The 6,685-nt window shown below is 58.8% G+C and carries 5 protein-coding genes; all 5 read left to right on the top strand.

Annotated elements, in window-relative coordinates; translation table 11 throughout:
• Nucleotides 1-53 precede the first annotated feature (53 nt).
• Nucleotides 54-1,220, top strand: coding sequence for an ABC transporter substrate-binding protein (locus tag WCA53_RS08100; protein WP_423907783.1), 1,167 nt, complete (start codon nucleotides 54-56; stop codon nucleotides 1,218-1,220).
• A 269-nt stretch (nucleotides 1,221-1,489) separates the two neighbouring features.
• Nucleotides 1,490-2,656 carry an ABC transporter substrate-binding protein gene (locus WCA53_RS08095; protein ID WP_423907780.1) on the top strand — a complete coding sequence of 389 codons (1,167 nt, stop codon included), beginning with the start codon at nucleotides 1,490-1,492 and terminating at the stop codon, nucleotides 2,654-2,656.
• 384 nt (nucleotides 2,657-3,040) lie between these two features.
• On the top strand, nucleotides 3,041-4,096 hold the full coding sequence (locus WCA53_RS08090; protein WP_423907778.1) for a branched-chain amino acid ABC transporter permease: 1,056 nt from the start codon (nucleotides 3,041-3,043) through the stop codon (nucleotides 4,094-4,096).
• Between the two features lie 4 nt (nucleotides 4,097-4,100).
• Complete coding sequence (locus WCA53_RS08085) at nucleotides 4,101-5,885, top strand: ABC transporter permease subunit (RefSeq protein WP_423907776.1); 1,785 nt, start codon at nucleotides 4,101-4,103, stop codon at nucleotides 5,883-5,885.
• Nucleotides 5,885-6,634 (top strand): ABC transporter ATP-binding protein, encoded by a 750-nt coding sequence (locus WCA53_RS08080; protein ID WP_423907774.1) that lies wholly within the window; start codon nucleotides 5,885-5,887, stop codon nucleotides 6,632-6,634. The genes WCA53_RS08085 and WCA53_RS08080 overlap by 1 nt, the downstream gene beginning before the upstream one ends.
• Nucleotides 6,635-6,685 lie beyond the last annotated feature (51 nt).

Here is a 6,685-nt window from a genome sequence, read left to right as displayed (position 1 = left end):
ATAAAACATCGAATAGTCAGTGGGTGGTCAGGACTTATTACGGGGCAAGTGCAATGAAGTTGGCATTACGTTGGATCTCGGCGGCCATGCTCGTAACGAGCGCATCGGTATTAATCAGCGCACAGGCATTCGCGGACATCAAGATTGGTGTGACGGTATCGGCCACGGGTCCGGCTGCGTCGCTGGGCATCCCTGAGAAAAACACGATCGCGTTGTTGCCGAAAGAGATCGCGGGACAAAGGGTCCAGTACATCGTCCTCGACGACGCGACGGATTCTACTCAAGCCGTGAAAAACGCTCGCAAGCTGACGAGCGAAGATCACGTCGACGCGTTGATTGGTTCCACCGTCGTTCCGAACTCGCTCGCCATGATCGACGTGGCTTCGGAGACCAGCACGCCGATGATTTCGCTGGCGGCGGCCGCAAGCATTGTGGAGCCGATGGACGCGAAACGCGCGTGGGTCTTCAAGACGCCGCAGAACGACATCCTGATGGCGACTGCGATCGCAACGCACATGTCGAATCATGGGGTGAAGTCGGTCGCGTTTATTGGTTTCGCCGACGCCTACGGCGAAAGCTGGTTCAAGGAATTCACCAAGGCCGCCGATCTCGCGAAGATCAAGGTCGTCGCGAACGAGCGCTTTGCTCGAAACGACGCGTCGGTGACGGGGCAGGTGTTGAAGGTGATGTCGCAGAATCCCGATGCCGTGCTGATTGCGGGCGCGGGGACCCCGGCCGCGTTGCCGCAAAAGACGCTGAAAGAGCGCGGGTACAAGGGCAAGATTTATCAGACGCACGGTGTGGCGAACAACGATTTCCTGCGCGTCTGCGGCAAGGATTGCGATGGCACGTTCCTGCCGGCTGGTCCGTTGCTGGTTGCGGCGCAGTTGCCTGATTCCAATCCGGTGAAGAAGGCGGCGCTTGCGTACAAACAGGCGTATGAGGGCGCGTACGGCGCGGGGTCGGTATCGACATTTGGCGGTCACGCGTGGGATGCAGGCTTGTTGCTTCAACGAGCCATTCCCATCGCGTTGAAGAAGGGGCAGCCCGGTTCGCAGGCGTTTCGTGAGGCGTTACGCGCGGCGATCGAAGACACGAAGGATTTGCCTGGCTCGCATGGCATCTTCAACATGAGCCCGGGCGATCACTCGGGACTTGATCAGCGTGCGCGCGTGATGGTCGAGATTGTTGGTGGGCAGTGGACGCTTGTTAAAGACTAGCGGTGCCCAATACCGTTATGAGGCTATGACTGACAGACAAGGCGCGTTGTTTCGAACGCGCCTTTTTTTGTACGCGCGTTGGTGAGCGGCGCTGAGGGAAAATGCCTCTAGGCACGTTTTTCAGCTGTTAATAGATTGAAGCAGATTGGCGCAGATCGAAGCAGATTGAGGCGGCAGTTTTGACGAAGACCGCATGGCAGGTATTCATAACAACTCGCAGCAGCGCGCCTGTTGGGTGTGCGATGGCAAAGCGTCTTGGAGACGATGCAATGAAGAAGACCAAACAGTGGCAGATCGTCGGCGCGGCGCTGGGACTCGCGCTTGCGTTTGGTGCGAGCGGCGTGATGGCGCAGGTAAAGATTGGCGTTACGCTTTCGGCGACGGGGCCGGCGGCATCGCTTGGGATTCCTGAGAAAAACACGATTGCGTTGTTGCCGAAGGAGATTGGTGGGAAGTCGGTGGAATACATCGTTCTGGATGATGGTTCCGACACGAGCCGTGCTGTGCAGAATACGCGCAAGCTTATCGATGAAGATCACGTCGACGCGATTATCGGTTCGACGGTGACGCCCAATTCGCTGGCCATGATCGATGCGGCGAGCGCGGGCAAGACGCCGATGATCTCGATGGCGGCGTCTGCGTCGATCATCTCGCCGATGGATGCCAAGCGTGCGTGGGCGTTCAAGACGCCGCAAAACGACAGCCTGATGGCTGATGCGATCGCCGGCTATATGGAAAAGCATGGTGTGAAGACGGTTGGGTTTATTGGCTTTGCGGACGCATACGGGGATGGCTGGTCGAGCGTATTCACCGCTGCGGCCGCTGCGCACAAGCTGAAGATCGTCGCGAATGAGCGCTATAACCGGACGGACACGTCTGTGACTGGGCAGGTACTGAAGACGATGTCAGCGAATCCGGATGCTGTGTTGATCGCGGGTGCCGGAACGCCGGCGGCATTGCCGGCAAAGGCGCTGAAAGAGCGCGGTTACAAGGGCAAGGTTTATCAGACGCATGGAGTGGCGAACAATGATTTCCTGCGTGTGTGTGGCAAGGATTGCGATGGCGAGTTGCTGCCGGCTGGGCCGATTCTGGTTGCCGAGCAATTGCCTGACAGCAATCCCGTGAAGAAGTCGGCGCTGGCCTATAAGAGTGCTTATGAAAAGGCCTATGGTGTTGGATCGATATCGACGTTTGGTGGACATGCGTGGGATGCAGGCCACATGCTTGAGCAGGCGATTCCTGAGGCGTTGAAGAAGGCGCATCCGGGCACGGAAGCCTTCCGCGAAGCGTTGCGTAGTGCGCTTGAAAACCTCAAGGATTTGCCGCTTGCACATGGCGTGATGAACACGACGCCGGCTGACCATAATGGGTTTGATGACCGTGCGCGCGTGATGGTGCAAATCGTTGATGGGAAGTGGAAGGTGCAGAACGACTAGGGGATGGGGGGACTGCAGGGTTGGAGGCGAAGCGTGTGCGTGTCGTTGGTGCTTGAGGTGGGTGTTCAACTGCGGGTTGAGGTTGCGGGGCCGCGCTACGTTCGTGCCAAAAACCTGAAATGAGCGACGACGACCCTTAGGTATTCGCAGTTTGAACGCGTTTCTTTGCTTCGTTTCTTTGCGCGTTTGCAAAGAAATGAAGTCCCGCCCCGGATAGGGGCTAACAGAAATAACCAAGAAAATCCGACATATGCAGAACGACCACGCAAGCAGAAGGACTCCGCCCTCGCCCCACACTCACCGCTAGCTAAAGCACCAGAAACGGCCCCCGACCAAAGCCCCAAACCAAACCAAACCAAGCCGGCATCCCGCCAAAGAGGGAATATGGACTTATCGATTGCGGCGATTCTCGCGCAAGACGGCATCACCACCGGCGCGATTTACGCATTGCTTGCGCTCGCGCTGGTCCTCGTGTTCTCAGTAACGCGCGTCATTTTCATCCCGCAGGGCGAGTTCGTGGCATACGGCGCGCTCACGCTGGCCGCGCTGCAAACCCAGAAGGTTCCAGCCACATGCTGGCTGCTCATTGCGATGGGCGTGGGGTGCTTCGTCGCGGAGGTGGCAACCATCGCGCGCCATCCGTCACGCCATCGGCAGATCGGGCGAACGCTCGCCGTGCTTGCGGGTAAATACCTCGTGTTCCCGGTCGCCGTGTACGCGGTGACTCATGCCGTATTCACGTATTCGCTGCCGATGATCGCCCAGATCGCGTTGACTCTGCTGATCGTGATTCCGATGGGACCGTTCGTGTATCGGCTCGCGTATGAACCGATCGCAGAGGCAAGCACCTTGCTCCTGTTGATCGTCGCGGTCGCCGTGCACTTCGCCATGGTCGGCCTCGGCCTCGTGATGTTCGGCGCGGAAGGTTCGCGCACGAGCGCTTTCACCGATGCCACGTTCAACATCGGCGGTGTATCGGTGTCGGGTCAGAGCGCGTGGGTGGTCGGGACGGCAGCCGTGTTGATCGTCGCGCTGTATGCGTACTTCGATCGTACGATCTCGGGCAAGGCCCTGCGCGCGACCTCCGTGAACCGGCTTGGCGCGCGCCTGGTGGGCATCGGCACGACGCAGGCTGGACGGTTGGCCTTTACGCTCGCGGCGGGTCTGGGGGCGCTTTGCGGCGTCCTGGTCGCCCCTCTAACGACCATCTACTACGACTCGGGATTCCTGATCGGCCTGAAGGGCTTCGTGGGGGCGATCGTGGGCGGCCTGGTGAGTTATCCGCTCGCGGCGGCCGGATCGCTGCTTGTCGGCCTGCTCGAATCGTATTCATCGTTCTGGGCAAGCGCATACAAAGAGGTGATCGTTTTCACGCTGATCATTCCGGTGCTGGTGTGGCGGAGCCTGGCAAGTCCGCATTCGGATGAAGACGAGGAATGACGCGATGAAATTCGTGATGCGAAATAAATTCTTCTGGGTTTTCCTGATCGTCGTCTTCGCGCTGCCCGTGCTGCCGCAGCCGGTCGGTATTCCGGAATACTGGATCACGCTGCTGAACTACATCGGCCTGTATTCGATCGTCGCTATCGGGCTAGTGTTGTTGACGGGAATCGGCGGAATGACGAGCTTCGGGCAGGCCGCGTTCGTCGGGCTGGGAGCGTACTCAACCGCTTACCTGACGACGCAATTTGGCGTCTCACCGTGGCTGGCGTTGATCGTCGGCGTGGCGTTGACGGCTGGGGTCGCGCTATTGCTCGGCATGGTAACCATGCGGCTGTCCGGCCACTTTCTCCCGCTCGGAACGATTGCCTGGGGCCTATCGCTGTTCTACCTGTTCGGGAATCTCGATTTTCTAGGCAAGTACGACGGCATCAACGGCATCCCGGTGTTGAACCTGTTTGGCTGGCATCTGGAATCTGGCCGATCGATCTATTACCTGATCTGGGTCGTCGTGTTGCTGTCGGTGGTATCGACGCAGAACTTGCTCAATAGTCGTCCGGGCCGCGCCATTCGCGCACTGCGTGGCGGCGGCACGATGGCGGAAGCAATGGGCGTCAACACCGCGTGGATGCGCGTGGTGATTTTCATCTACGCCGCCGTGCTCGCGGCGATCTCCGGCTTCCTCTACGCGCATCTGCAACGGGCGGTCAATCCGACGCCGTTCGGCTTGAATCACGGCATCGAATTTCTGTTCATGGCGGTCGTCGGCGGCGTGTCGCATGTCTGGGGTGCGGTCCTTGGGGCGACGATCCTCACCGTATTGCAGGACTATCTCCAGACCCTGCTGCCCAAGTTGCTCGGCGCCAACGGCAATTTTGAGATCATCGTGTTCGGCGTGTTGATGGTGCTGTTGCTGCAATATGCGCGGCAGGGCGTCTGGCCGTTCGTAGCGCGTCTGTTTCCGGCGGGTCCGCGTGCACACGTTCCCGATCACGCCGACGCGCTACCGCAGCGCGCGAAGCCGGTGACCGGGGAGCCTTTGCTGGTGGTGGATCAAGCCCGCAAGGAGTTCGGCGGGCTGGTCGCCGTCAACGATGTCAGCTTTGAGGTGAAGGCGGGCGAGATCATCGGGCTGATTGGGCCGAACGGTGCGGGAAAGTCGACGACCTTCAATTTGGTCACTGGCGTGCTGCAGGCAACGAGCGGCTCGATTACGTTTCACGGCGAACGTATCGATTCGCTGACTTCACGTGAAATTGTCAAAAGAGGTATCGGGCGGACGTTTCAGCACGTTCGCCTGCTCGCGGGCATGACGGTGCTTGAGAACGTCGCGATCGGCGCACATTTGCGCGGCAAGACGGGCGTGTGGAGGAGCGTCGCGCGGCTCAATGCGGCGGAAGAAGGGCGGCTAATGTCGGAAGCGGCGAAGCAGATCAGGCGGGTGGGCCTCGAAAAGCATCTCTACGACGAAGCCGGCAGTCTCGCGCTCGGGCAACAGCGTATTTTGGAAATCGCCCGCGCGCTCTGCTGCGATCCGACTTTGTTATTGCTCGACGAGCCTGCAGCAGGTTTACGTTATCAAGAGAAACTTCAGCTTGCTGAGTTGTTGCGTCGCCTGAAGGGTGAGGGCATGAGCATTCTCCTGGTTGAGCACGATATGGATTTCGTCATGAATCTTACCGATCGACTGGTTGTGATGGAATTCGGGACGCGGATAGCTGAAGGGCTGCCTGAAGACGTGCAGAAAGATCCGGCGGTTCTTGAGGCGTATCTGGGTGGGGTGGATTGATGGCTCAGGAAAATATTTTGCAAGTTGAAGGCTTGTCGGTGCGATACGGCAAGGTAGAAGCGCTTCATAACGGAAAACTGACGGTTGGGGCGGGTCAGATCGTTTCGGTCATTGGACCGAATGGCGCCGGCAAATCGACGTTACTCAACGCGATCATGGGTGCCTTACCCTCCACGGGCCACGCGAAAGGTGTAGTTCGCTATCTCGGCGAGGACATCTCGACCCTTGCGATCGAAAAGCGTGTTTCACGTGGGATGTGTCTGGTGCCGGAAAAACGCGAGCTGTTTGCCAGCATGACGGTGGAAGACAACTTGGTTTTGGGTGCTTATCGGCGCAAGCGCGCGGGAGAGCGAAATTATCTGGATCAGCTCGATCACGTCTTCGAACTATTCCCGCGCCTCAAGGAACGGCGGAAGCAGGCTGCGGGAACCTTATCGGGAGGTGAGCGGCAAATGCTTGCTGTTGGGCGCGCGTTGATGGGAAAGCCGGATCTGCTTATGCTCGATGAGCCTAGCCTTGGCCTGGCGCCGTTGATTGTGAAGGAGATTTTCCACATTGTCAGCGCGCTGAGGCAGACGGGCGTAGCGACGCTATTGATCGAGCAGAACGCGCGCGCTGCGCTGCAAATATCGGATCATGGATACGTGCTCGAAACGGGGGAGTTTGCGCTCGAGGGTCCGGCGTGCGAATTGGCGAACAACCCCAAGGTTATCGAGACATATCTCGGCTTGGCAAAGAAGGTCGTATAGGCTGTGGAGTTAATAGGTTACTTGATGGCGTGTTTCACGTGAAACACGCCA

The sequence above is a fragment of the Caballeronia sp. genome, from assembly GCF_049581465.1.
Lineage (GTDB): Bacteria > Pseudomonadota > Gammaproteobacteria > Burkholderiales > Burkholderiaceae > Caballeronia.
This window is presented reverse-complemented; position numbering and strand designations above follow the sequence as displayed.

What these genes read in the sequence shown, in the direction of transcription:
- WCA53_RS08085 (WP_423907776.1), top strand. Translation starts at nt 4,101, where the DNA reads ATGAAATTCGTGATGCGAAATAAATTCTTCTGGGTTTTCCTGATCGTC.
- WCA53_RS08080 (WP_423907774.1), top strand. Translation starts at nt 5,885, where the DNA reads ATGGCTCAGGAAAATATTTTGCAAGTTGAAGGCTTGTCGGTGCGATAC.
- WCA53_RS08090 (WP_423907778.1), top strand. Translation starts at nt 3,041, where the DNA reads ATGGACTTATCGATTGCGGCGATTCTCGCGCAAGACGGCATCACCACC.
- WCA53_RS08100 (WP_423907783.1), top strand. Translation starts at nt 54, where the DNA reads ATGAAGTTGGCATTACGTTGGATCTCGGCGGCCATGCTCGTAACGAGC.
- WCA53_RS08095 (WP_423907780.1), top strand. Translation starts at nt 1,490, where the DNA reads ATGAAGAAGACCAAACAGTGGCAGATCGTCGGCGCGGCGCTGGGACTC.